The sequence below is a fragment of the Klebsiella sp. HC6 genome (assembly GCF_022605325.1).
Lineage (GTDB): Bacteria > Pseudomonadota > Gammaproteobacteria > Enterobacterales > Enterobacteriaceae > Klebsiella > Klebsiella terrigena.
Window position 1 is genome coordinate 2,595,378 of sequence record NZ_CP093276.1, and the last position, 22,533, is coordinate 2,617,910.

The window sequence follows — 22,533 nt, forward strand, 5'->3', positions numbered from 1 at the left end:
AGCTATGTACGCCACCCGGGAAGATATGGTCAGGCAGTTTGGTGAAACGGAATGTATCGCGCTTTCCGATCGTGACTTTACCGGTGAGATTGACGACGACGTGCTGAACGGTGGCCTTGAGCGGGCCACCGCCACTATCGACAGCTATCTCGCCGGCCGTTATCCGGTGCCATGGACCGATACCCCGGGGATCCTGACGGGTAAATGCTGCGACATCGCCCGGTACGAACTGACCGGCGCGCAGACGCAGAACACGGAGGAGATACGTCAACGTTATGAAGACGCAATCAGGTATCTGGAGCGTGTTGCTGATGGCCGCATCACGCTGGGCCGTCTGCCAGATGGTTCAGTCGCTCAGGGCGGTCGTCAGTCCCGCTTTTCCTCGGCTGGCCGGGAGTTCGGGCGCGATAAAACGGGCGGAGGTGCATTTTGATTATCACGCAAATCGAATCCGCCATTATCGACAGGCTCACCCGGGGGCTCGGCAAACTAGTCCAGGGGGTGCATTCCTACAGTGGCGAACTCGATGGCGAACCTGCTGAGGTCATTCGCCGGTTGCCCGGTGTCTGGGTCACCTTTGGCGGTATTCAGGGCTCAGAGCTGCTGAGTACCGCCCGTAATAAGTGGCGGGATACCGGGCGGTTCGTGGTCATCGCCGGTGCGCGAAGCGTGCGCAGTGATGAGGCTACCCGCCACGGCGGACCGTCATTCAATGAGGTCGGCTCTTACCAGCTGGTTTACGCCATCCGCCGGCTGCTGGCACGGCAGGATTTGGGGCTCAAGATTGACCACCTGATGCCGGGCAAGGTTCGTACCCTGTTTAACACGCAGGTTCAGAAGGCCGCCATGTCGGTGTTTGCCTGTGAGTTTGACACCCGCTTTGATTCGGAGTCACTGGAGAACGGCCGCTTCCCGCTGGCACCGGCGGACCTGCCGTCCGGTCATCCTGACCAGATTTTTGGCGAGTATGGCGGAGCGCATAGCCCGGATGACCCGGCCTGGCTGACCACTGACCTGCAGTATTTTCTGAACGGTGACGAGCCGTTCGCAGCTGAGGACATTATTCATCATGAAAGTTAAAGCCCGTGAAGGGATCCGAGTACCGCGCGAGGATAATGCCCGCCGCTACATCGAACAGGAGCCTGCAGAGGTTCCCGAAAGCAACTACTACCAGCGCCGCCTGAATGATGGCGACCTGGTGAAAGTGACGGATGCGACTGTTGATGAGGCAGCCGCTGCGGCAACGACCGGCAAAGGAACAAAATAATGTCCAGCCCGAATATCTCTTTCGACAATATCGCGTCGAGCATCCGCAAGCCGGGTCAGTATTTCGAGTTCAACACAAAACTCGCGGTGCGCACGTTGCCGGCGAACGCGCAGAAGGTGCTGATTGTGGCTCCGCTGCTCGCCGGCGGCAGTCTTGCCGCACTGACGGCCACGTCCGTTTTCAGTGCCGATGAAGCGGCGGTGTACTTCGGTTACGGCTCCGTTGCACACCTGATGGTAGTGGCGGCTATCAATACCTATGCCTATCTCGATCTGACCGTAATCGGCGTCAGCGATGCGGTGGCAGGTACTGCCGCTGCTGGCACACTAACCATTACCGGGCCGGCCAGCTCGCAGGGCGTGGTCAGCCTGTGGGTAGGGAACACTCGTGTGGATGTGGCCGTCAGCGCGGCCGATACGGAAACGGTCATCGCTGCCGCCATGAAAACGGCTATCGACAATCAGCCTGAACTGCCCGTCACCGCCGCTGTCGCTGCCGGCGTTCTGACGCTGACGGCGAAGAACAAAGGCGCTGCCGGCAACGGGATCCGCCTGCGGGCACAGACCACCGCCACGGGGACCACCACGGTAGTGACGGCGATGGCTGGCGGAGACATTGACCCGGATATTGCGCCGGCGCTGGCGAACGTTGTGGCCGCTGGCCATAACATCATCATCAGCCCGTTTGCTACCCAGGCCACCCTGACCGCGCTGCGCACCCACCTGGACTTTGTTTCCGGTCCGATGGAACAACGCGGTGCGATCGGCGTCGCGGGCTGGCCGGGCACGCTGGCCGCCGGTACCACCCTGGCGTCACAGCTCAATGGTGCCCGCATCACGCTGGGCTGGCATAACGGTTCCGTCATGCTGCCGGCAGAGATTGCGGCGGCTTACGGCGCACGTATTGCCAGCGAAGAAGATCCGGCCCGACCGCTGAATACCCTCACGATGGCGCTCGATGTGACCGACCTCGCCAGCCGCCCGGGGCGTACCGAGCAGGAAAGCGCCCTGCATAACGGCCTGGTGCCGTTCGAAGTGGGAGCCGGTGAGACGGTCCAGATCGTCCGGGCCATCACGACCTATACCCGTAACGCCAGCGGCGTCGATGATGTGTCCCTGCTGGACCTTACCACCATCCGCACCCTGGACTATGTGCGCAAAGCCTGCCGGGAGCGTATTGCACTGCGGTTCCCGCGCAGCAAGCTCTCCACCCGCACTCCTCCACTGGTGAAAAGCGAGCTCTATGACGTGCTGCTGAAGCTGGAAGAGCTGGAGATTATTGAAAACGTTGAGGCGAATAAGGACAAACTGATTGTCGAGCGCGACAGCCAGGACAACAACCGCCTTAACGCCCGTATCCCGGCGGACGTGGTAAACGGCCTGCATGTGTTTGCCGGTGTCATCGACCTGTATTTATAAGGAGTATTTAAATGGCACTTGAAGAATACGTCGGCGCGATCGTCCTGTATGTGGATGGTCTGGAAATTGAGGTGACCGACATCCGGCCTCAGACGAACACCGGCCGCAAGCTGGTCAAAACCATGAACCGCACCGGCCGCGCCAAAGGTTACGCGAAAGGCATCGCCGAGCATTCATTGCAGATCACTGTCGTGATGCCGAAAAACGTTGCTCAGCCGGACTGGGATGAAATGGTCGGGGCCAAACTGACCACCATGGATATGGACGGCAACCCGCTTTACTCCTACCTGGACTGCTTCACCACCCAGACCGGGGAACAGTACAGCGTGGACACGGAAGCCCGTCGCGACCTCACCATCCAGTCACTGCGTAAGGTACAAGGCTAATGAAAGCATCAGGACAACTGCTGTATGGCGTCCCTCATGGTGACGTCATTCTTTACGACTACACCGTGACCCTGCCGGTCATGAGGCATACCGTCAAGGCACTGGCTTCAACTATGGAGGCTCTGGGGGAAACCGATACGCCAGCGGCATATGTTCACTACCGCGTAGCATTGCTGGCAGAAGTTATTGAGTCTCTTGGCACCTTAAGCAAGGACGACATTACTGTGGATTTCCTTTTGGACAACCTCACAGAAGAGGACCTGGATATCCTTGATGCAGAGCTGGCCGGGCTTAAAAAAAAGCGGATGCTTGCTCAGAAAAGCTTACCGGCCTCCGGCGAGCAACCCTCATCCTCGGACGATTCGGCATCAGCGCCGACCGCATCGAAGGCATGACCGTCAGCGAGCTGACTCGCTGGCTGGATGACCTCGACGGGCTGCATGGCAGGAAGCCAACAGCCCGTGCACCTCATGTACGTTCCCGCAGGAAAAAGAAGGGGAAAAGGTAAATGCGTTCACTACAGCTTGCCATGACCCTGCTGGCCAGAGATCAGGGCTCTAAGGTACTGCGCCAGGCGTTATCTGATATTTTCAAACAGATTAACACCAACAAAAAGGCCGATGAAGATGCCGCCCGCACCCGTGAGCAGTCAACACAGAGCGGTATCCGGGCCTCCCGTACACTGCAGCAGGAATATCAGCGAGCCGCAAGTGCCCGTTCGACATTAGGTATCCGCTCGGAGCGTGACATTCAGCGCGAGATTGCGCAGACGCAGGCTGCTTATAACCGTCTGTTACGGACCGGCACACTCACTGCTAATGAACAAACTCGTGCATTCCGGGCGATGACAAATCAGGTATCACAGCTGCGTACCGAGCTCAACGGTGCTGGCCAGTCGATGTCCCGCATGGAACGCGCCCGAATGTGGGGTGGAAACGTTACGGCGATTGCCGGGGGCGTTACCGCTGCGGCCATGATTATTAAAGACCCGGTTCAGCGGCAAATGGCTTATGAAGATAAAAATGCTGACATCGCCAACACCGGCTACAACCAATTACCTCCCGAAGATCGTCTAAAAAAAATCCCGGTATTGAACTCGGCCATCCGAACAGCCGTAAGGTACGGTGGCGGTTTACCTGAGCAGGCTCAGGGTACCTTGCAATCATTGTTTGCCGGTGGTCAGGTAAGTAATGAAGTTGCTATGGGGATTTTGCCGGATGTTATGCGGTATTCGACCGCATCAGGTGCTAATCCCGAAGATCTGGCTAAGATTGCTTCCGCTGCTATCGCTAACTTTGGTATCAAGCCTGAAGAAGTCCCGACACTTTTCGATAAGCTTGTTCGTTCTGGGGAGAATGGTAGTTATGAGCTGGCCGATATGGCTCGCTCTATGCCAACCACGATGACCAAAGCTAAGTCAATTGGTATGTCTGGCCTTGCGGACGTCGATAAACTTGCGGCCTGGTATCAGGCGAACTCGCTTACTGCGGGTGACAACAGTCAGGCCGCAACAAACATCAATAACCTCCTGGACAAAATCACCAGTGCAGACACTCAGAACGCATTGAAAAACTATAAATTCCGGGTGAACGGCAAAGTGATGAACTACACCGATTATCTGGCCCAGCAACGGATGAACGGAGTTAGTACCCCCGATGCTTTTATGGGCGCAGTTTCAGGCATTGTGTCGCAGGATAAACGGGTACAGTCTCTCAGGGCAGATGCGAAGAAATATAAGGGCACAGACCGGGAAAAGGATATTAACGCAGCGCTGGATGTTGTGGTCGCCTCAATTGTTTCGAAAATTGTTGCGGATCAGCAAGCTCAGATGGCACTCAAAACCAGCATCCTGTACAAGGACTATATTAAAGAACAGCAGGCGGGAACCAGGGATGCCGAAGGTTCAGGTGCAGCCTCATTTAAAGTGAAGTCGTCCACGAATGCTTTCAAATCGCAGCAGCTTGAATCTGAAAAGGTCTTTGCCGAACAGGATGCCATGAAGCCTCTGGCTGACCTATACGGGGACTTATCAACAAAACTTGTTGATTACGCGAAGCAATATCCTGAACTGACCACAGCCCTCTCCGGTGCCACTACGGGTATTAAAGCGATGACGGCTGCTGCCGTCGCCTTTGCCACGCTCAACTTTCTTACTGGCGGTAAAATCAGACCATCATCTTCTCCTTTACCTCCAGGAACTTTACCACCAGGCAAGCCAGGCGCGTGGGGATGGGGAACCCGACTGCTGGGTGCGGGAATGTCGGCAACAGCAATCGCGACTTTCACCACACGTGACGAAGACGAAGAAATCACTAATGGTCCGGCCAGGTGGTCTGCCTTACGATCCCGTTACAGTCAGGAGCGTATTGATAAAGCGAGAAAGCTTTATCAGCCCTGGTACCAGATTGGCAAAGGCTATGCCAGTGAAAATGAAGAGTGGCTATCCCGTCTGGATAAAGATGAAGCCAGCGGAACGGTACCCTCATGGTGGACGCCACCAACAGATATTCGCGTTCCTGAGTCAGCGAACGGCTACCCGGTGCCTCCGTTCGCCCAGACGCCGGCACAGCAGCCGCCCATCAATATTACGACCAAGGTTGAACTGGATGGACGGGTTATTGCTGAGGCCGTGAATGAAGTTAACAATCAGTCAGCCACCCGTGGCCCACAGGGAGGACCGCACTGATGGCATGGGAAACGGATCTGCAGGACGCCAGCTTCCGGGGCGTTGCCTTCGATATCATCAACACCCGTGACAGCGTGCAGCGCGATATCGCCCAGCACGAGTACCCGTACCGCAACGGAGCCAATATTGATGATCTCGGCGCGAAACCTCGCAGCCTGCAGTGTCAGGCGGTTTTCTTCGGTGACGACTACGAGAGCCGGCTGCAGGCGTTTATCGCGGCCCTCGATAAACGCGGGCCGGGTGAGCTGATTCACCCGGTGTTCGGTTCCATGCCGGACATGCAGTGCTACGTTTACCAGGTGAATCACGAGGCCGAGAGCCCCGACTACTGCACCGTTGATCTGCAGTTCCTGCAGTCAGGTCTGGATGTCGAGTTCTTTGTGCGCGAGTGGCCGCTCAGCCAGGCCGACGCCATATTCAATCAGGCTCAGGGCACCCTCGATAATGCAGCCACGCTGCTGGATAACGCCATGAAGCCGCTGCGAACAGCGCGGCAGTATATGGCCCGGGCTAAGGCACTCGGCGTCACCGCGCTGAATATGGTTGCCGTTCTGCGCGGCGACATCACCGGCTTTATCAGCAGCACCACGGACTTTGTTAACTTCCCGTCCGCTTTCATGACCGACATTCAGTCGGCCCTCAGCCTGCAGAGTTCAGCGGCGATGAGTTCCATCAGCTCAGATTCTGCCGTGTATGCCTCCGCGCCGGCCGTGGTTCTTGCTGACTGGTCAGCGGTAAAAACCCAGGCTGACAGCGTAGCTGCGTTGCCGGCGAGCCTGGTCACCGGCGATGCCACTGCCTCCGTCGAGATGCCGGCGAACGTTACCACTACCGATATCCGGGAACTGATTGCCATGACCCTGCTGGCTGTGGCCATTGAGCTGGCCCAGCAGGCGGCTGACCTCCTGAGTGATGAGACCGTCACCGCTGCGCTGAGTCCTGACGATATCAGTCTGATCGCCGGTGATGCCCGTCAGGCGGTGCAGAACGCCATCGACAGCGTGCGCAGTACCTGGGCGGCAGAGATGGCGACCGTCAGCAGCTCGGCGACGTCGATCGCCCTGGAATATCAGCCGGTGATTGATGGCCTGCGCGATACCGCGCTGTCGCTGCAGGTGATGGCGCTGGCACTGATTCAGGCCAGACCACCGCTGATTAAGCGCACGGTGGCCGGCGCCACGAACCTGCACCTGCTGGCGCATCTCTGGTATGGCGACTACAGCCGCGCCGGCGAGCTGAAGCTGCTCAATCCGTCCCTCCGGGACCCGAATAACATCATCCCGGGAGACGTGCTGAATGGCTATGCAGAATAAGCAGGCCGCGCAGGATGCTGACCTGGACAAAGTCTCTGTCATCGTCGGCGGTAAAGTGCATTCCGACTGGTCCGGCTACGGTATCGACAGCGATTTTCTGATCCCCGCCGATGCCTGGTCGATGCGTCTCGGCCTGCCTGCCGGCATCTTCCCTGAAGGCGTAGCCCGGGGCGTTCCAGTTCAGGTGCGTGTCGGGCCGGATGTGGTGATGACCGGGCGTATCGACCGCGTGTCGCGTACCGTCAGCCGCGATCAGGTCTCGCTGTCCGTCAATGGCCGTGACGGCGCGGCCATCCTGGTGGACTGTGCATCACCTTTACTGACCAGTCGCCAGGCCAGCCTGGAAGAGGTTATCGCCCAGGTCGTGCGGCCACTGGGTATCAAAAACATCGAGTTGCACGCCGAGAGCTCCATCCGTAATGACAAAATCACCACCGAACCGGGAGAGCGGGCATGGGATATCCTGCTGCGGGCCTGTGCCGGTCGTGGGCTATGGCCATGGTTCCGCCCGGACGGCACGCTGGTAATCGGTGGCCCGGATTACACGGCCGCGCCGGTGGCCACGCTGGTGATGCGCCGTTCCGGCAAGGGTAATAACCTGCTCAGCCTCACCGATGAAAGCAGTATGGAGCGCAGCTTTTCCCGTCTGACGGTGCTGGCGCAGGGGCATGCACACTCGACCAATAAAAAGAAATCGCTGGTTATCGACGTCAGTAGCACAGATTCAATGACGGTGACTGAGGGTGTGGACACCACCGACACCGAACTCGAGACGGGTCTCCCTGAGACCGGCCAGCATGGCCTGACGTTTACCGTAGAGGATCCGACGGTCGCCTATTACCGGCCGCAGGTTGTAGTCATGCATGATGCCGATGACCTTGAACAGGTCCGCTACCGCGCCCGTAAGATGATGGCCGATGCGCGTCTGGAGGGTTACAGCCTGATTGCCCGCGTTCAGGGGCACCGCACCAGTGACGGTGTGTTATGGGAGCCCGGGCAGCGCATCCATGTGATCAGCGAGCCGCACGGCATCGATGCCGTCTATTTTCTGATGGGCAGGGAGTTCACTGGCGGTCGTCCGGGCGGTGCGGTGACCACGCTCAGGCTGAAAGAGGATGGTGTGTGGATACCAGACGCTTTCCCGAAGAAGAAAAAGGGCCGCAAGAAACGCAAGAAAAAGGAGACGATAATCGATGTGGAGCCAGGTTGATTTACGTATTCGTGCTGCACTGCGCGGTATTCGCCTTGCTTTCAGGGGGCGTTTAACCCGTGTTAAAAGCGATTTAAGTATTCAGCAGGTGCAGCTTAAAGGGCTCGCTGGCGAGCAGCTGCAGGACGCCGAACTGTTCCAGCACTTCGGGTTTACCAGTTGCCCGCCTGCCGGCACTCAGTGTATCGTGCTCCCCATCGGTGGCCAGACGTCGCACGCCATCATCATTGCTACCGAGAACGGCGCATACCGCCTGCAGGTGGCCAGCGGTGAGATGGCCATCTACTCCGAGGAAGGCGCTTATGTGCATATCAAAAAAGGCCGCATCGTCGAGACAGAGTGCGACGAGTACCTCGTGAAAGCCAAAAAATATACCGTGCAGGCTGAGGACTACGACGTCACCGCCACCGTCGGCGCGAATTTTGAGACCCCGCTACTCAAAACCAGCAACCAGCTGGCCGACGGTAAATCGACGCTGGATGCGATACGCGAGACCTACGACGACCATGACCACGATCATGGCGGCGATGCCGGCACGACGAGCAAACCGAACCAGCCTATGTAACCTCCGCCAAACCCACTGACACCTGTCTGTCTGTTCGTATCTGTACGCGCTGTCATCATGGCAGCGTGGACAGACTATTAGACCCGACAACCGGCGACTACGCCGGCACGAGCACCAGCACCCTGGCTAACGCAGTGTATCTGCGTCTGACCATCCCGCTCGGCTCGTGGTGGGCGCAGCCTGATGTCGGTTCAAAGCTTTATCTGCTGAGGAGAGAGAAAGATGTAACCCGCGTACATAAGCTTGCCCGCCAGTATGCCGAAGAGGCGCTGGCACCCTTGACGTCAGATACTGACGGTCGGGCAAAAAGCATCACAGTTGAAACCTTTCAGGGGGAGCCGGGCTGGCTCCTTTTATTGATCACCGTTATTCAGGCCGATGGTATTACCGTCACCGTTAAGCATTTTGTGAGGGTTATTTAATGCCGTTTATCACGCCGACGTTTGACGATATCCGCAGTGATATTCTGCGCGATATTAAAAACCTGAATACTGACGCAGATATCGGTGAAGACAGCGACCTGTATATCCGCGCCAGCGCCGTAGCCAGTGTGGCAACCGGTATTTATCAGTATCAGGGCTGGATAGTTCGCCAGATATTTCCTGACACGGCCGATACCGAATTTCTCGAATGGCACGCCCGCACGCGCGGGTTATATCGAAAGTCGGCCACCACGGCCAGCGGCTTTATGTCCGTCACCGGTGAACCTGGCGCATCAGCGGCAGCAGGTTATACCGTGACGCGCGGTGCGCTGACCTGGACTACCACAGCCGAAGCGACGCTGGACAGTGACGGTAACGGCACGGTGGCAGCCAGCTATTCCACTTCCGGCGCGGCCGGTAATACCACTGCCGCCACATCAGGCACATTTACCAGCACGCCCACGGGGTTCGACAGCACCGTAATTATCGGTGTGATGGCGGGAGGAACGGATGCAGAGTCTGATGGCGAGTTGCTGGCCCGCTTGCTCGATATTATTCGCCGGCCGCCAGCAGGCGGAAATAAATACGATTACCGCCGCTGGGCGATGGCCGTCGACGGGGTTACAGCGGCCTATGTTTATCCCCTGCGGCGCGGGCTGGGTACGGTAGATGTGGTCATCACCTCGGCTGGTGGTGCGCCCTCTGCCGAAATCATTGCGGCCGTTCAGGCGTATATCGACGACCAGCGCCCCGTAACGGCAAAGGATTTTCTGGTATTGGCTCCGACCTTTAAAACGGTTGATATTGATGTGCGTATTTCGGTATCGGGTGTCACGTTTGCGGAGGTCGTTGCAAATATTATCGCGGCGCTGACGGATTATATTTCCCGTCTGGCTCCCGGAGAGGCATTTATTAAATCTCATGCTGAGATGATTGTCTCTCAGGTGACCGGCGTCGTTGACCGTAATATGGTCGCGCCTGTAGGTAACGTCCTGCCGACTGTTGACGAGTCAGTGGTCGAATGGATCCGCCCTGGCACCATTGAGGTGGTTGACCTATGAATTCTCGTCATCTGCTGGCTAATCTCCTTCCACCGGTCGCGTACAGTCCGGCACAGCCGCGTATTAATGCGGAACTGACAGCAGAAGGCAAGGTCTTTGACTCCACTTACCAGTATGCGGGACTGGCTCTTAACGGGATCACCCCGCTTTTTTCAGCGGACCTGCTGACGGACTGGGAACGGGTGCTGGCCATCACGCCGTCGGATGATGATTCCTGGCAGCAGCGTCTTGAAATGGTGCTGATCAAACTGGCGGAGGTGGGCGGTCTGAGCCGCGCCTATTTTATCCGCCTGGCAAAATCAGCCGGCTATACCATCACCATTGAAGAGCTGGATATGTTCCGCGCCGGTGAAAGTGCGGCGGGTGAATATATCAATGAAGACGGTTTTATGTGGGTATGGCAGGTCAATATTATGGGGCGCTATACCCCATCTTATTATTTTCGTGCAGGTGAGTCCTGCGCCGGAGATTCATTACAGAACTTTGGCGACCCGGTGATTGAGTCCTGGTTTAATGAACTGAAACCTGCGCATACCTTTTGTATTTTTACATACCGGCCTATTCCTCAGGGACGAACCTTTGATGGTTCGTGGCAGTTTGACGGAATAGGCAATTACACCATCTGGTATTTGTGAGGAAATATGCAACCACTCATTCCGACAATTGGTACTGATGACGGTGAGTTCCATTCCGGTAACGTGCTGACCGGAACGCGTGGAACCATTGTCACACCTGAATGGCTGAATAATTATCAGGATGCCACACGAAGCATGCAGAATGAAATTATTTCAATTCTGACGGCAGCGGATATCGCGCCAGATGCCGCACAGGTGAATCAGTTACTGACTGCCATTCGTTTGGTATTCCGGTCAGAATTTATTTTTACTCCCACTGCATCCGGCTGGGTTTATAAAATGCCGCAGGGATTTTGTCTGCAATTTGGCGTAGTTTCATTGACAACGAAAAGCACGGGTGCTGACGGGATATATGAAAATACCGTTGCCGTAACCTTCCCTGTTGCATTCACATCAATACATGCCGTTATCCCAGTCGCGCAAGATATTTCTGGTGATGGGCAGCTGGAAATCGCGTGGACGAATATCGGGGCTGAGTCGGGGCTTAATGGTTTTACTTTATTTGGTTCATGTAAAACCGCCTCACAGGTCATGAAATGTCACTGGCTCGCCGTAGGTAAAATATCATGAGTATTTATGTTTCAGCTACCACTCCTGGTTTTTTTACTGATGCAAACATACCTGCTGATGCTAAAACCATTACCATTGAACAATGGAACTCGCTTCTGGCTGACAATGCCGCCGGGAAAAACATCGATTTTTCCGTTTATCCGCCAGTGGCAATTGACCCACCACCAGTCACGTACACCACCGAACAATTAATTTCCCTGGCAACGGAAAAGCGCTCTGCTCTTCGCTCGGATGCGGACTCGCAGATTGCCTGGCTGCAAGATGCGGTTGATCTCAATACGGCAACTGACGATGAAATAGCACGTCTTACTGAATGGAAATTATACCGTATCGCAATCAGCAGAATTGATTTATCTCAGCCGGAAAATATTACATGGCCCACAGTGCCGACAGGTGGTGCATGATGGCGTTATTAGATGAGAAATCTGTATTTGATGACGTTTTTCGTCTGGAAAATGATACACCCGCCGAAGCTATCTCACCTGAAGGCGACATTTCATTTGCGAATATTCAGGCTCAGGCATTAGCAAACAGAACCCGGTTTTTAAAAGGAAAAACTGAAGCGCATGCAGCAGCGCTGGCAAGCACCGTAAACCAGTCCATCACCTTTACCGCTGGCGGTACTTTAAACTCAGCTCTTGACCGTATCAGCGACGGAACTTATCTGTATTACTGGACTGGCACTTACCCAAAAACTGTCTCTGCTGGGTCAACAGTCGATACGGATGGCGGAATTGGTATCGGGTTGTGGGGCTGCGATACTGATTTGCCTTTTCGCCAAAACCTGCGTTCAGGCGAAGAGGGTTTTGGGGATGCCATAGTGCAGCATAACCAAAACTTTTCTGTTCGAGATGTACTCAAACGCATCAGGACTTTAGCGGACAATAATGCTCCTCTCCCGTATTTGGGTTATGACCCGACAAACGATGCTGAACTATACGATGAGATGGGCTTAGCGGCAGATCGGAAATTACTTCTTCATGGGAGCCTTCATATTGCCGGGCGCTGTGGCAATGGCATTCGCCGAAACGCCGGGCTGTTCTCTGTCCGTGCAGGGCAGCCCGTTCCAGGTCAGGGCTTTAATGTCCCGTTAATGGGGGTTGCGACAGCGCAGGAACTGAGGGCTTACGATATTTATGAGTCGGTGCCGTTTTATCTGGATAACACCAGTCCGGAACGGCAGAGCTACCACAATGTAGCCAGTGCGAACTACACCGCGACAACGGCGCAGATTGACCCCGTTATCTATGCCACGACTCTCGCGAAATTAGAGGTTGGTTACTACATCAGAACGATGCATGCGCCGTATTGTATCGGTCTGGTTCAGGCTGTTGATGCGGTCAGCGGGATTATCACGGTCGACATGTGGGCTGACTCTAAAACATCAACAACCACACCAGCAAGCGGAGTGGGTCTTTATACGGAATACATCACCAAAATATACGTAGCGAATCTCAACCTTTTTATTACTGAAAACTCTGATATCACGAATGCCACCGGTATCGAGATGGGGATGTCTTCGAAAAAGGCCGTAACGGGAAGTATCGTTGGTTACGATACCGTGACTCTGCCGAATTCCACTCAGAACATCACCGCGGCATATTTCGCAAGAAGCTCTAACCTGAACGGCTTCGGATTTACCTATGGTTTTCGCGCTCAGGATTCGCAGATTAACTTTCACTCTGCCAGCACAGAGCTATACGGGCGAACACCTCGTATCGGCTTCAGCGAAAACTCTGATGCAATCGTTGGTTCTCGTTTTGGTACAAAAAACATCTATTCCATGCTCTGGAGCTCCAGTGACGATTTAACTGATGTCTCTCTGGCTAACTCCACAATGGCTATTGGGCCGAACGGTCAGAATTATCGAAAATTCAATCGCACTTTAATCATCTCTGCTGATGTCACCCTTGGCGGATGGCATCCGCATATCTGGGCAACCGCGACGGGCATCAGTTTTACCATGCCTCCAGCAGGCTCACATCTTGTCGGGCATGAGTTCAGCCTGTTTATCCTGAGCCCTGGAGAATATTGGATTAAAGGTAATAACGGTGACGCCCTCGTTAACGGTCAGTCTTCTTATAAGGTGACAACGACCGTTGCAAGAAAAATGATTTCTGTAGAATTTGATGGTTCTCAGTGGCAGGTCTGGGGGCAATTTTAATTATCGGGAGGAAGCATGCCTTCATTCGAATATAAAATAGCAGGTGATTTACTAACTGGATTTTACACAAATGACCACGGGCTGCCATTCCAGTCACAAGTGACGCTGTCAGATTACGATTCGGAGTTAATGGCGGCGGCAGCAGCGCAGGCATTGGGCGAGCAATACAGCGAACAATATGAGGATACGATGAATGACAAACAAGACTGAACAACAGCCGGCAGAACAAAAATCGCCTGACCGCAACCTACAGCTTGAGCTCTGTGTTGCCAGAATGGAAGCCTGCGTCGTGCGTAATGAGCTTTTTGAAGCAACATCTCAGCTCCTGAAATACCAGATGCAGGACAACAAGCAGCTTTATGAAAATCTCCGCAAGATTCACGCGGAGCTGGCCCCTCAGGCAGGAGCCGCACCGGGGGCGGAGGTTCCGCAGGGTGAACCAGGGCAGCCTGACCCGCTGCGCAAATTCACCCGCGAGCAGGCTGTAATCATTGCGGGCTACACTGGTGCTGCGGTCTGTAAGCCCCATGAGCTGAGGAATGATGTGGGCGCACGCAAAGGAGTAAAAATCACCAATGCAGCCATGAAAAAGCTGACTCGCTCACATCTGGAAGACATGTACAAAGCTGACTTCCTGATGTTGTGTCCGGTGAGATTTCCCCGGTCAGAAACCAGGCTTACCCCAGAGCAGGCCATCATCGTTGCCGGCTATACGGGAAAAATGCTGGGGGATATGAATACATTTCTGGCTGACCTTGGGAAGCGGATGGGTCGCAAAGTCACTGCTTCTGAAATGTCAGAAATCGGGCAGGAGAAAATCTGCGAGTTTTACCGCAAAGACTTTTTGGCTATGTCTTCCTAAGGGGGGGGGGATTAATAGTTCAGGCCGTTCGGGTTCACTTACTACACTTTCTGAGTGCAGTGCTCCTTGGCTTCTCCGGTTCGCTTTATGCCTCGCAAACCAGTTGGGTGTTTTTTCATAGCTTGCTATTGTAGTAACTAGATTCGCTTGCATCTGGTGTGCAGGCGTAATCGTAATAGAGCAAGCATAGTTGATTAACTTTCGCGAGGATTAAAATGAAATTTTATGACGTAAATCTCAATCTTCAATCGAATGCACAGAATTTAGACGAAGTAAACAAAGAGATAACTCAGCTTAAGTACATCATTGGCTTTCTTCTAATGAAGCAACCAACTGAATTCAGAGAGGCCATTCATGAAGAACTTAAGGCCGCGGGACTTTTAGAAACTGCTGAAGAGTTTAAAATATTTACCTTCCCTCCAGAAAAATAAAACATTGTTTTACATGAATTAATATTTCTATATATCATTAAGATAATATATACCACGACTTACCTTCCCTCCCTTCATAAGGGAGGGGTTTCAGAGAGTGCTCCTCAGCTTCTGAGTAAGCACCCGTACCATGTTTCGCTGGTATGGCGCTGGGGAACGCAGCCGCTGATAGCGCTGCAACCTGGCTTCAGGCGTGACTGGTGCAGGAATAAACTCAAGTAGTATTTAACCCCACACATTCGATTTGTTAGCCCCCTCATCCTAAGCGATATATTTTGCATTATGCGAATACTTTGTTTTTACCAGTGCGTAAAAACATGCGTTTCCGTGCAAAACAAATCGCCGCGCTACAGGAGCGCGTCCTGACCGTCGAGGTGAGCGGCATTTTATCCAGCGGCGGCGATGAAGATAATCAGCTGGTGATGCCGCTGGGCGTCGTTCAGCAGCTGCTGGGCCTGCCGGGGAAAGTGCAGGCGATCCGCGTCTCGGCGCTGACGGTGCCGGAGAACGAGCTCTCGCGCCGGGCGCGCGAGGATCTGGAGGCGCTAAACGCCGAAGAGTACGACCTGTGGTACTGCACGGCCTACGTCTCCTCCATTGCCCACCAGCTGGAGGAGGCGATCTCCGGCGCCCAGGTGCGGCCGGTGTGGCAGGTTGCCGCCTCGGAAGGGGTGGTTATCGATAAAATTCAGCTGCTGATGGCGGTGGTGACCCTGGCGGCGCTGGCCGCCGCCGCGATGGGGATCGCCTCGCTGATGACCAGCAGCATCATGGAGCGGGCGAAGGAGATCGGCCTGATGAAAGCGCTCGGCGCGCGGCAGTGGCAAATCCTGCTGCTGTTCTATCTCGAGGCGGCGCTCGGCGGCCTCGCGGGCGGGGCGCTTGGCTGCGTGGCGGGATGGGGGTTGGCGAAGGTGATTGGCCTGATGCTGTTCGCCACGCCGCTTAATTTTGCCTGGGTGGTGGTTCCCTGCGTGCTGGTGATTGCGGTGCTGATTGCGTTAATCGGCACCTGGTTCCCGGCGCGGCGCATCGCCCGTCTTTATCCCGTGGAGGTGCTGTATGGCCGCTAAGCGCGACATGCTGTGGCTGCTGGTGCGACGGGCGCTGCGCCTGCGCCTGCAGCGGGTGAGCGTGGTGTTTGCCGCGCTGGCGGTGGGGGCGACCATCGTCACGGCGCTCTCCGCCGTGTGGTTCGACATTAACAGTAAAATGAGCGAAGAGCTGCGCACCTTCGGCGCCAACTTCTATATTGGTCCCGGGCACGGCACCAGCATGCCGCAGCCCGAGCTGCAGGCGATCCTCGACGGCGCGCCGCCGGGGCTGATCCACGGCGCCAGCCCGTGGCTGTACGGCACCGCGCGCACCGAGCTGGAAAAGGTAGTGATGGTCGGCGTGTGGTTCGAATCGCTGCAAAAGCTGGTGCCCTACTGGCAGGTGAGCGGCAGCTGGATCGGCGTCAGCTTTGACGATCGCAACGCGATGATCGGCGTCAAGCTGGCGCAGCGCCTGGATCTGCGCCTCGGCGATAGCCTGACGCTGGTGGCGGGGAGTCAGCGCAAAAAGCTGCTGGTTAAAGGCATCGTGGAGGCCGGAGACGCCACCGATAATATGCTGATCGTCAGCCTCGACGTCGCCCAGGCCTGGCTGCATAAGCCCGGCGTTATCAGCCACGGCCTGCTGAGCGTCAGCAACGACCTCGGCCAGGTAGATCGCTACGCCGGCCAGCTGCAGCAGCAGTATCCCGACCTCGAGATCCGCCCGGTGCGCAAGGTCTCGGCCTCCGAAGGCCAGGTGCTGGACAAAATCAAGGGGCTGATGGGGCTGGTCTCGCTGGTTATCCTCGCGCTGTCGTCGCTGTGCGTTAACACCACGCTGATGGCGATCGTGGGCGAACGCGCCCGCGAGTTTGCCCTGCAAAAGGCGCTGGGCGCCAGCAACGGCGATATCATCCGCCAGATGCTGCTGGAAACCAGCATTATCACCCTGGCAGCGGTAGTCTGCGGCTGGGTGCTCGGCTATCTGCTGGCGCAGCTGCTGGGCATGACCGTATTTAATGCCAGCATCTCGCTGCGCCTGCCGGTGCTGCCGATTACCCTGGCGCTGTCTTTACTGGTCGCCCTGCTGGCGGCCATTGTTCCGGTACGACGCGCGGTAAGCGTCGAGCCGGCGAAAGTGCTGAAAGGAGAGTAACGCCATGACCGTCACGCCCCTGCGTCAGATGGCAATTGAGACCCGTCATTTATATAAGCGATTTGGCGAGGTCACCGCGCTGGAAGATATTAATCTGTGCATCGCCCGCGGTGAGTTCGTCGCCATTATGGGCGCTTCCGGTTCCGGGAAAACCACCCTGATGAACATTCTCACCTGTCTGGATACCGCCAGCGAAGGCCAGGTTATCCTCGACGGTACCGACGCGGCGGCGCTGGACGAAGAGGGGCGCCGCGCCTTTCGCGCGCAGAAAATTGGCCTCGTTTTCCAGCAGTTTCACCTGATCCCGTTTCTGACGGCGTTGGAAAATATCATGCTGGCGCAGCACTACCACAGCGTGGTTGATGAAGCCGCCGCCCGGGCGGTACTGGCCCAGGTCGGCCTTGAACACCGCATGACCCACCTGCCGAGCCAGCTGTCGGGCGGCGAGCAGCAGCGCGTGTGCATCGCCCGGGCGCTGGTCAACGAGCCGCCGGTCATTTTTGCCGATGAGCCGACCGGCAACCTCGATGAGGAAAACGAGCAGCGGGTGCTGGATCTGCTGACCGATCTCCACCGCCAGGGGCGCACCGTGGTGATGGTGACCCACAACCCGGCGCTGGGGCAGTTTGCCGACCGCATCGTGCGGCTGCAGCACGGCAGGTATTTGGGCGAAGAGGTGAACCATCATGCGCATGCCTAAGGTGATTATCATGCTGCTGCTGACGCTGCTGGTCGGCTGCAAAGAGGAGAAGCTGGCGCGCGGCGAGCCGGCCCCCGCGCTGGCGGCCTTCGATCTCCAGGACAATGCGGCCAGCCTTGAGCGCTGGCGCGGCAAGGCCATCTATCTTAATTTCTGGTCCGCCGGCTGCGGCGGCTGCCTGGCGGAGATGGATACCCTGCAGGCGCTCAGCCAGCGCTGGCCGGATAAAGTGGTGGTCGTGGCGGTCAATACCGATCCCGACAGCGTAGAGATCGCGCCGCTGCTGGCAAAGCACGGGATCAGCTATCCGGTGCTGCGCGATCGGCTGAAAATAACCCAGGAGCGCTATCAGGTGATCGGCACCCCGACGTCGGTGCTGATTGATAGCCGCGGGCGGGTGGTGGATCTGCATCAGGGCTGGCGTAAGCCGGAGGCGCTGCAGGCGGTATTCAGCCAGCTGGCGCAGCGCTAAGCGGCTTCCCCGGGACTTGCCCGGGGGAAGCCTTGTGCGCTTTAGTCAAGCAGGGAAGGATCGGCGTCGATCATCAGCTGTTTCATCTCCTCAAAATGCTGACGGGAAAAGTCGGTAATTTTTTCCCAGTCGGCGGCGGTTTTCTCCGCCACCTCGTCGGACAGCACCTTCAGCGGCCGGCCGGTTGACCAGGCGGTGACCAGAATCTGGCAGGCTCGCTCGAGGGTCCAGATATCGTCAAACGCCTCGCCGATGGAGCCGGCGGTCACCAGCACCCCGTGATTGCCCATCAGCAGACGGCGTTTATCCGCCAGCAGCCCCGCCAGCCGCGCCCCCTCGGCGACGGTATCCGCCATCCCGCCGTACAGGGTATCGACCGCCACGCGCTGAAAGTAGCGCGCGGTGTTTTGATCGATCGGCAGGATCTGCGGCTGCTCGAGGCAGGCGACGCTGGTGGCGTAAACCGGATGCAGATGCAGCACCGCCCGGGCCTGCGGCAGCCGCTGGTGAATCTGCCCGTGGATAGCCCATGCCGTCGCGTCAACGTCCGCGCGGTGGGCGTTATCTTCATCATCGGCGTTCAGCAGCAGCAGATCGCTGGCGCGAATGCGTGAGAAGTGCCGCCACTTCGGGTTGAGCAGGAACGTTTTGCCATCCGCCGACAGGGCGGCGCTAAAGTGGTTGGCGACCGCCTCGTGCATGCCGAGGTGGGCAACAATGCGCAGCGTCGCCGCCAGATCGATGCGCGTTTGTTCTTCAAAAGAGTAGGCCACGGCGTTATTCCACTTTCGGCATCAGGTCGTTGAGGTCTGCCGCCGTCGGCGGCTGGAAGTTATACTTTTTCAGCAGGGCGGCATACTCCGGCGTGGCGCTAAACTTCTTCAGCCCCTCCTCAAGCGCGGTCTTCACTTCGCTGTTGCCTTTTTTCACCCCAAAGCCGTTGAGCACCGGGTAGATCAGCGTCGTGGAGGAGATGGCGATGCGGTCGCCCAGCTTGTCGACTACGCCGCGCGCCACCGCCGCATCGGTGATCTGCGCCTCCACCGCCCGCGACAGCAGCGCCTGGGTGGTTTGCGGGTCGGTGGCGTATTCGCTAAGCGCAATCGGCGGCAGCCCTTTTTTCACGCAGTAGTCGGCGGAGAGCTTTTGCAGCTGCGCCAGCCACGAGGTGGCGCCCATTGAGCCAATCTTATGGCCGCAAAACTCCTCCGGCGTCTTCGGCTGATAGCTGGCGCCCTTGAGGGCGAGGATTGACTCGCCGCTTTTCAGGTACGGAACCATATCAATCACCTTCAGCCGTTCGGCGGTGATATACATCGACGAGTTGGTGATATCGAAGCGTCCGCCCTGCAGTCCGGGGATCAGATTCGGGAAGCGGGTATCGAGGTTGACCGCCTCGCGGCCCATGGTTTTGGCAATCCCGGCGAGAAACTCGATATCAAACCCGACGGGCTTGTTGTTCTCAATATACTCGTAGGGGAAAAAGGTCATATCCGAACCGGCAATGATTTTTCCCGGCTGCTGAAAGGCCGCCTGGGCGCTAGCCGCGCTCAGGGCGCCGACGGAGCAGAGGAGCAGGGTATTTAAACGTTTCATAGAGATCTCCAAAGTGGGGGCAATCACATGCTGGCAGGGTCGTTTCCGGCCTGCTGTACGAAAAACGAGGCGCCGCGCGGCTTCTGCGGCAGACGAACGTGGTTGGCGGCGCTGCGCACCAGCCCGCTCTCCGTGCCGGCGACCAGCTGTCCGGCATGGGCGCTGGGCAGCGGGTTATCGCCGTACGGCAGGGCGTCTTCGGCGGCGTAAACGCTGATAAACAGGGTCCGCGGCAGGTCGGTTTCATTGGGGCTGGAGGCGTGGAGCAGCCGGGTGTGCATAAAGCACACCGAGCCGGACGGGCCAAAGCAGGCCTCGGGCTGCTGGCAGTGGGTCGCCACCACCTCGTCATCCACCGCGCCGGTGAAGCGCGACTCCTGCCAGTGCGACCACAGCGGCCCCTTATGGCTTCCCGGCACCACGTTCAGCGGGCCGTTCTCCGGCGTCACGTCGCTGACCATCAGCAGGGCGGTGATGATGTCGTCGTTGCTGTGCGGCGTGAAGAGAAAATCCTGGTGCCATTTCACCTGGGTGGCGGTGTGCGGCAGCTTGGAGTTAATTTTGCTGTGATGAAAGCGGGTGCCGCTGCCGCCGATAAGCTGCGCGGCGATCGCCGCCATCCGCGAATCCAGCGCCGCGCGCCGGTAGGCGGCGGAGATCTCCGTCGGCGAGCTGACGCGGCGCAGCGACGGGTGGTCGGGGCGATGGTCGCTTTCAAGGTCGAAGCGCGGGCGGCCGTCCTCGGTCTCTCCCCAGGCGTCGCCGTGGCGGCGGCTCTCCTCCACCCAGCCGTCGAAATCCTGCTGAAGCCCGGCGATCTCTGCGGGAGAAAGCACCGCCTCAACCACCAGAAAACCCTGCTGATGAAACTGTTCGATTTGCCACTGCGCGATCATATTTTTTCCTTTCACAAACGGAGCGGTTAAGCCAAAGAGACGTCTTTGAGGAAGGCGTCAACGCGCGGGTGATTGCCGTCGCGCATCGCCTGGGGCGTGTCGTCGCAAACCACGCGCCCTTTTTCCATAAAGACAATTCGGTCAGAAACTTTGAAGGCGAAATTCATTTCGTGGGTCACGATAACCATGGTGATCCCCTCATCGGCCAGCGATTCAATAACCTGGAGCACTTCGTTGACCTTTTCCGGGTCCAGCGCCGAGGTCGGCTCATCGAAGAGCATGATTTGTGGGCGCATCATCAGGGCGCGGGCGATAGCCACCCGCTGCTGCTGGCCGCCGGAAAGCTGGTGCGGATACTTCCACGCGTGGTCGAGCATCCCGACCTTATACAGCAGCTCGCAGGCGCGCTGCCTGAGCTCCGCCTCCGCCGCCAGCCGGTGATAGCGCGGGGCCAGCAGCAGGTTGCCGAGCACGGTCAGATGCGGGAAGAGGTTGAAGCTCTGAAAGACCATGCCAATATTCAGCCGGTGCTCGGCGTTCTCCATAAAGCGCGGCTTCTGCACGCCCTGGCGGTCGAGATGGATAAAGGGCTGGCCGTTGATGCGGATCTCGCCGTTATCGATCTGCTCCAGGCCGTTGAGCAGGCGAATCAGCGTGGTTTTGCCGGAGCCGGAAGGGCCGATGACCGACACCACTTCCCCGGGCTGGACCTGCAGGCTGACGGCGCCCAGCACCTCCACGTTGTTGTAGGCTTTATGCAGCTTCGAGGCCTGCAGCGCCGGCTGGTGGCTGTCGACGGCGCTGCGGGCAACGGCCGGACGGGCGGCGGTGGCCAGCGCCAGCATGTCGGCGTCGACCGGGCGGTTGGTTTTACGCTGGGTGACGTCGAGCCAGGTCTCCAGCCGTTTCAGCAGGAAGTCGAACACGGTGACGATCAGCACGTAGTAGAACGCCACCGCCGCCATGGTCTCCATCACCAAAAAGTTTTGCGAATAGAGGCGCTGGCCGACCATCAAAATCTCGGTCAGGGAGATAACGGAAACCAGCGAGCTGAGCTTAACGATCGCAATATACTCATTGGCCAGCGCCGGCAGCGCCACCCGCAGCGCCTGGGGAATAATCACCCGCCACTGGGTGCCGCCATAGCGCAGCCCCAGAGCCCGCGCGGCCTCGCTCTGGCCTTTGGCGATGGAGAGCAGGCCGCCGCGATGGATCTCGGCGACGTAGGCCGCTTCGCTGAGCACCATCGCCAGCAGGCCGGCCCAGAAGGGATCGTTGAGCACCGCCGCGAAGGAGGGCACCGCCTGCGGCAGGTTATAGACGAAGATCAGCAGCACCAGCAGCGGCAGGCTGCGAAACAGCCAGATATAGAGCCGGGCGGGGACGTTAAAGAGCCTGCGCGGCGACTGCTTGGCGAGGGCGAGAATAAAGCCCAGCACAATACTGCAACCCCAGGTCAGCAGACTCAGTTTAATGACGGTCCAGGTGGCCTGCCAAAAATCTGCGTCGCTGAGCAGACTTAACATGTAGTTCCAGTTAAACATCATGGGCTATTTCACTCGCCATAATTAACGGACATGAAGACGATACCGATGTTCTAAAATGGGGCATCGTCACTATTTATCGGGCAATTACACTATGCTGGTACTCTTCGCCATCAGGCAATTAGTAAATTTTTGGTCTTTA

At 57.2% G+C, this 22,533-nt stretch carries 26 protein-coding genes and 1 pseudogene; 23 read left to right on the plus strand and 4 right to left on the minus strand.

Annotated features, from left to right (window positions below; genetic code table 11):
• Nucleotides 1–4 precede the first annotated feature (4 nt).
• From MMW58_RS12660 to MMW58_RS12770, 23 genes and pseudogenes are all read left to right on the plus strand, one after another.
• Complete coding sequence (locus tag MMW58_RS12660) at nucleotides 5–433, plus strand: gp436 family protein (protein WP_047935319.1); 429 nt, start codon at nucleotides 5–7, stop codon at nucleotides 431–433.
• The gene (locus MMW58_RS12665) at nucleotides 430–1,080 is read left to right on the plus strand and encodes a DUF1834 family protein (protein ID WP_241723510.1); all 651 of its coding nucleotides are present in this window, start codon (nucleotides 430–432) and stop codon (nucleotides 1,078–1,080) included. Before MMW58_RS12660 ends, MMW58_RS12665 begins: the two co-directional genes overlap by 4 nt.
• Nucleotides 1,070–1,267, plus strand: coding sequence for a DUF2635 domain-containing protein (locus tag MMW58_RS12670; RefSeq protein ID WP_241723511.1), 198 nt, complete (start codon nucleotides 1,070–1,072; stop codon nucleotides 1,265–1,267). The genes MMW58_RS12665 and MMW58_RS12670 overlap by 11 nt, the downstream gene beginning before the upstream one ends.
• Nucleotides 1,267–2,685 (plus strand): phage tail sheath C-terminal domain-containing protein, encoded by a 1,419-nt coding sequence (locus tag MMW58_RS12675; protein WP_241723512.1) that lies wholly within the window; start codon nucleotides 1,267–1,269, stop codon nucleotides 2,683–2,685. The genes MMW58_RS12670 and MMW58_RS12675 overlap by 1 nt, the downstream gene beginning before the upstream one ends.
• An 11-nt stretch (nucleotides 2,686–2,696) precedes the next feature.
• Nucleotides 2,697–3,071 (plus strand): phage tail protein, encoded by a 375-nt coding sequence (locus tag MMW58_RS12680; protein ID WP_154922210.1) that lies wholly within the window; start codon nucleotides 2,697–2,699, stop codon nucleotides 3,069–3,071.
• Nucleotides 3,071–3,466, plus strand: a complete 396-nt coding sequence (locus MMW58_RS12685) for a hypothetical protein (RefSeq protein ID WP_227638410.1) — start codon at nucleotides 3,071–3,073, stop codon at nucleotides 3,464–3,466. Before MMW58_RS12680 ends, MMW58_RS12685 begins: the two co-directional genes overlap by 1 nt.
• A 113-nt stretch (nucleotides 3,467–3,579) precedes the next feature.
• The gene (locus MMW58_RS12690) at nucleotides 3,580–5,757 is read left to right on the plus strand and encodes a phage tail tape measure protein (protein WP_241723513.1); all 2,178 of its coding nucleotides are present in this window, start codon (nucleotides 3,580–3,582) and stop codon (nucleotides 5,755–5,757) included.
• Nucleotides 5,757–7,070, plus strand: coding sequence for a DNA circularization protein (locus MMW58_RS12695; protein WP_241723514.1), 1,314 nt, complete (start codon nucleotides 5,757–5,759; stop codon nucleotides 7,068–7,070). The genes MMW58_RS12690 and MMW58_RS12695 overlap by 1 nt, the downstream gene beginning before the upstream one ends.
• Nucleotides 7,054–8,280, plus strand: coding sequence for a phage baseplate assembly protein (locus MMW58_RS12700; protein ID WP_241723515.1), 1,227 nt, complete (start codon nucleotides 7,054–7,056; stop codon nucleotides 8,278–8,280). The genes MMW58_RS12695 and MMW58_RS12700 overlap by 17 nt, the downstream gene beginning before the upstream one ends.
• Entirely contained in the window at nucleotides 8,264–8,845 is a 582-nt protein-coding gene (locus MMW58_RS12705; RefSeq protein ID WP_241723516.1) for a phage baseplate assembly protein V, read from the plus strand. Before MMW58_RS12700 ends, MMW58_RS12705 begins: the two co-directional genes overlap by 17 nt.
• Before the next feature lie 65 nt (nucleotides 8,846–8,910).
• Complete coding sequence (locus tag MMW58_RS12710) at nucleotides 8,911–9,267, plus strand: phage GP46 family protein (RefSeq protein WP_241723517.1); 357 nt, start codon at nucleotides 8,911–8,913, stop codon at nucleotides 9,265–9,267.
• Nucleotides 9,267–10,328, plus strand: coding sequence for a baseplate J/gp47 family protein (locus MMW58_RS12715; protein WP_241723518.1), 1,062 nt, complete (start codon nucleotides 9,267–9,269; stop codon nucleotides 10,326–10,328). The genes MMW58_RS12710 and MMW58_RS12715 overlap by 1 nt, the downstream gene beginning before the upstream one ends.
• Nucleotides 10,325–10,963, plus strand: coding sequence for a YmfQ family protein (locus tag MMW58_RS12720; RefSeq protein ID WP_241723519.1), 639 nt, complete (start codon nucleotides 10,325–10,327; stop codon nucleotides 10,961–10,963). Before MMW58_RS12715 ends, MMW58_RS12720 begins: the two co-directional genes overlap by 4 nt.
• 6 nt (nucleotides 10,964–10,969) lie before the next feature.
• A complete protein-coding gene (locus MMW58_RS12725) occupies nucleotides 10,970–11,533 on the plus strand; it encodes a gp53-like domain-containing protein (protein ID WP_241723520.1) in 564 nt (187 codons plus the stop codon).
• Entirely contained in the window at nucleotides 11,530–11,937 is a 408-nt protein-coding gene (locus MMW58_RS12730; protein WP_241723521.1) for a tail fiber assembly protein, read from the plus strand. The genes MMW58_RS12725 and MMW58_RS12730 overlap by 4 nt, the downstream gene beginning before the upstream one ends.
• On the plus strand, nucleotides 11,934–13,697 hold the full coding sequence (locus tag MMW58_RS12735; protein ID WP_241723522.1) for a tail fiber/spike domain-containing protein: 1,764 nt from the start codon (nucleotides 11,934–11,936) through the stop codon (nucleotides 13,695–13,697). Before MMW58_RS12730 ends, MMW58_RS12735 begins: the two co-directional genes overlap by 4 nt.
• A gap of 15 nt (nucleotides 13,698–13,712) precedes the next feature.
• On the plus strand, nucleotides 13,713–13,907 hold the full coding sequence (locus tag MMW58_RS12740) for a hypothetical protein (protein WP_241723523.1): 195 nt from the start codon (nucleotides 13,713–13,715) through the stop codon (nucleotides 13,905–13,907).
• Nucleotides 13,891–14,559: a DUF7736 domain-containing protein gene (locus tag MMW58_RS12745; protein WP_241723524.1), complete on the plus strand. Its 669-nt coding sequence runs from the start codon at nucleotides 13,891–13,893 to the stop codon at nucleotides 14,557–14,559. Before MMW58_RS12740 ends, MMW58_RS12745 begins: the two co-directional genes overlap by 17 nt.
• Nucleotides 14,560–14,774: 215 nt before the next feature.
• The gene (locus MMW58_RS12750) at nucleotides 14,775–14,990 is read left to right on the plus strand and encodes a hypothetical protein (protein WP_241723525.1); all 216 of its coding nucleotides are present in this window, start codon (nucleotides 14,775–14,777) and stop codon (nucleotides 14,988–14,990) included.
• A gap of 362 nt (nucleotides 14,991–15,352) precedes the next feature.
• Nucleotides 15,353–16,063, plus strand: a pseudogene (locus MMW58_RS12755) (ABC transporter permease); the annotation flags it as partial.
• The gene (locus MMW58_RS12760; RefSeq protein ID WP_159235812.1) at nucleotides 16,053–17,183 is read left to right on the plus strand and encodes an ABC transporter permease; all 1,131 of its coding nucleotides are present in this window, start codon (nucleotides 16,053–16,055) and stop codon (nucleotides 17,181–17,183) included. The pseudogene MMW58_RS12755 and the gene MMW58_RS12760, both read left to right, overlap by 11 nt.
• A gap of 4 nt (nucleotides 17,184–17,187) precedes the next feature.
• Nucleotides 17,188–17,883, plus strand: coding sequence for an ABC transporter ATP-binding protein (locus MMW58_RS12765; protein WP_076947590.1), 696 nt, complete (start codon nucleotides 17,188–17,190; stop codon nucleotides 17,881–17,883).
• Complete coding sequence (locus MMW58_RS12770; protein WP_159235813.1) at nucleotides 17,870–18,355, plus strand: TlpA family protein disulfide reductase; 486 nt, start codon at nucleotides 17,870–17,872, stop codon at nucleotides 18,353–18,355. Before MMW58_RS12765 ends, MMW58_RS12770 begins: the two co-directional genes overlap by 14 nt.
• 41 nt (nucleotides 18,356–18,396) lie before the next feature.
• Here MMW58_RS12770 and MMW58_RS12775 read toward each other — a convergent pair whose 3' ends face one another.
• The 4 genes from MMW58_RS12775 to MMW58_RS12790 are packed head-to-tail and all read right to left on the minus strand — an operon-like array spanning nucleotide 18,397 to nucleotide 22,394.
• On the minus strand, nucleotides 18,397–19,128 hold the full coding sequence (locus tag MMW58_RS12775; protein WP_241723526.1) for a class II aldolase and adducin N-terminal domain-containing protein: 732 nt from the start codon (nucleotides 19,126–19,128) through the stop codon (nucleotides 18,397–18,399).
• A 4-nt stretch (nucleotides 19,129–19,132) separates the two neighbouring features.
• Nucleotides 19,133–19,951, minus strand: a complete 819-nt coding sequence (locus tag MMW58_RS12780; protein WP_241723527.1) for an ABC transporter substrate-binding protein — start codon at nucleotides 19,949–19,951, stop codon at nucleotides 19,133–19,135.
• A 23-nt stretch (nucleotides 19,952–19,974) separates the two neighbouring features.
• On the minus strand, nucleotides 19,975–20,847 hold the full coding sequence (locus MMW58_RS12785) for a phytanoyl-CoA dioxygenase family protein (RefSeq protein WP_045858756.1): 873 nt from the start codon (nucleotides 20,845–20,847) through the stop codon (nucleotides 19,975–19,977).
• Between the two features lie 26 nt (nucleotides 20,848–20,873).
• Complete coding sequence (locus MMW58_RS12790) at nucleotides 20,874–22,394, minus strand: amino acid ABC transporter permease/ATP-binding protein (RefSeq protein WP_133598121.1); 1,521 nt, start codon at nucleotides 22,392–22,394, stop codon at nucleotides 20,874–20,876.
• Nucleotides 22,395–22,533 lie beyond the last annotated feature (139 nt).

What these genes read in the sequence shown, in the direction of transcription:
- MMW58_RS12660 (WP_047935319.1), top strand. Translation starts at nt 5, where the DNA reads ATGTACGCCACCCGGGAAGATATGGTCAGGCAGTTTGGTGAAACGGAA.
- MMW58_RS12670 (WP_241723511.1), top strand. Translation starts at nt 1,070, where the DNA reads ATGAAAGTTAAAGCCCGTGAAGGGATCCGAGTACCGCGCGAGGATAAT.
- MMW58_RS12675 (WP_241723512.1), top strand. Translation starts at nt 1,267, where the DNA reads ATGTCCAGCCCGAATATCTCTTTCGACAATATCGCGTCGAGCATCCGC.
- MMW58_RS12680 (WP_154922210.1), top strand. Translation starts at nt 2,697, where the DNA reads ATGGCACTTGAAGAATACGTCGGCGCGATCGTCCTGTATGTGGATGGT.
- MMW58_RS12685 (WP_227638410.1), top strand. Translation starts at nt 3,071, where the DNA reads ATGAAAGCATCAGGACAACTGCTGTATGGCGTCCCTCATGGTGACGTC.
- MMW58_RS12690 (WP_241723513.1), top strand. Translation starts at nt 3,580, where the DNA reads ATGCGTTCACTACAGCTTGCCATGACCCTGCTGGCCAGAGATCAGGGC.
- MMW58_RS12695 (WP_241723514.1), top strand. Translation starts at nt 5,757, where the DNA reads ATGGCATGGGAAACGGATCTGCAGGACGCCAGCTTCCGGGGCGTTGCC.
- MMW58_RS12700 (WP_241723515.1), top strand. Translation starts at nt 7,054, where the DNA reads ATGGCTATGCAGAATAAGCAGGCCGCGCAGGATGCTGACCTGGACAAA.
- MMW58_RS12705 (WP_241723516.1), top strand. Translation starts at nt 8,264, where the DNA reads ATGTGGAGCCAGGTTGATTTACGTATTCGTGCTGCACTGCGCGGTATT.
- MMW58_RS12715 (WP_241723518.1), top strand. Translation starts at nt 9,267, where the DNA reads ATGCCGTTTATCACGCCGACGTTTGACGATATCCGCAGTGATATTCTG.
- MMW58_RS12720 (WP_241723519.1), top strand. Translation starts at nt 10,325, where the DNA reads ATGAATTCTCGTCATCTGCTGGCTAATCTCCTTCCACCGGTCGCGTAC.
- MMW58_RS12725 (WP_241723520.1), top strand. Translation starts at nt 10,970, where the DNA reads ATGCAACCACTCATTCCGACAATTGGTACTGATGACGGTGAGTTCCAT.
- MMW58_RS12730 (WP_241723521.1), top strand. Translation starts at nt 11,530, where the DNA reads ATGAGTATTTATGTTTCAGCTACCACTCCTGGTTTTTTTACTGATGCA.
- MMW58_RS12735 (WP_241723522.1), top strand. Translation starts at nt 11,934, where the DNA reads ATGATGGCGTTATTAGATGAGAAATCTGTATTTGATGACGTTTTTCGT.
- MMW58_RS12740 (WP_241723523.1), top strand. Translation starts at nt 13,713, where the DNA reads ATGCCTTCATTCGAATATAAAATAGCAGGTGATTTACTAACTGGATTT.
- MMW58_RS12745 (WP_241723524.1), top strand. Translation starts at nt 13,891, where the DNA reads ATGACAAACAAGACTGAACAACAGCCGGCAGAACAAAAATCGCCTGAC.
- MMW58_RS12750 (WP_241723525.1), top strand. Translation starts at nt 14,775, where the DNA reads ATGAAATTTTATGACGTAAATCTCAATCTTCAATCGAATGCACAGAAT.
- MMW58_RS12760 (WP_159235812.1), top strand. Translation starts at nt 16,053, where the DNA reads ATGGCCGCTAAGCGCGACATGCTGTGGCTGCTGGTGCGACGGGCGCTG.
- MMW58_RS12765 (WP_076947590.1), top strand. Translation starts at nt 17,188, where the DNA reads ATGACCGTCACGCCCCTGCGTCAGATGGCAATTGAGACCCGTCATTTA.
- MMW58_RS12770 (WP_159235813.1), top strand. Translation starts at nt 17,870, where the DNA reads ATGCGCATGCCTAAGGTGATTATCATGCTGCTGCTGACGCTGCTGGTC.
- MMW58_RS12780 (WP_241723527.1), bottom strand. Translation starts at nt 19,951, where the DNA reads ATGAAACGTTTAAATACCCTGCTCCTCTGCTCCGTCGGCGCCCTGAGC.
- MMW58_RS12785 (WP_045858756.1), bottom strand. Translation starts at nt 20,847, where the DNA reads ATGATCGCGCAGTGGCAAATCGAACAGTTTCATCAGCAGGGTTTTCTG.
- MMW58_RS12790 (WP_133598121.1), bottom strand. Translation starts at nt 22,394, where the DNA reads ATGATGTTTAACTGGAACTACATGTTAAGTCTGCTCAGCGACGCAGAT.